We start from the raw sequence: 560 nt of genomic DNA, 5'->3' as shown, positions 1-560 counted from the left end.
CGACATTGGCAAAAATATCGTGGGCGTTGTCCTTCAATGCAACAATTACGAAGTCATCGATTTAGGTGTCATGGTTCCTGCAGACAAAATCATAGCGGCGGCAAAGGAGCACAATGTCGATGTTATCGGCGTTAGTGGATTAATCACGCCGTCACTCGACGAAATGGTCCATGTCGCAAAAGAAATGCAACGCGATGGCCTGAACGTCCCGCTTATGATTGGCGGCGCGACAACGTCTAAAGCGCACACAGCGGTTAAGATTGAGCCCGTTTATGAAAATAATATTGTGGTATATGTAACGGACGCTTCTCGCTCAGTCAGTATTGCAACAACACTGCTAAGCGAAGGCCAAAGCGAGCAATTTGCCAAAGATATCCGCGAAGAATACGAAACCATCCGCGAGCGACGTAAAAACCGCGTTAGCCAAAAATCACTGCTAAGCTACGACAAAGCGTGCGCAAATAAAGCGGCTATTAACTGGGAAGGCTATCAACCCCCGAAACCGACATTTCTTGGATCGAAGGTTTTTGAGAACTACCCGCTCGAAACATTGGTTGAGT

The 560-nt window shown here is 47.3% G+C and carries 1 protein-coding gene; it reads left to right on the top strand.

What is annotated here, in order from left to right; genetic code table 11:
- Positions 1-560, top strand: a 560-nt coding sequence (locus tag A3751_RS17420; RefSeq protein WP_197466456.1) for a cobalamin-dependent protein, incomplete at both ends; no start/stop codon positions are given.

This window comes from Oleiphilus sp. HI0080 (genome assembly GCF_001635135.1).
Note: the sequence above shows the minus strand (reverse complement) of the source record. Positions and strands in the feature narration are given on the sequence as shown.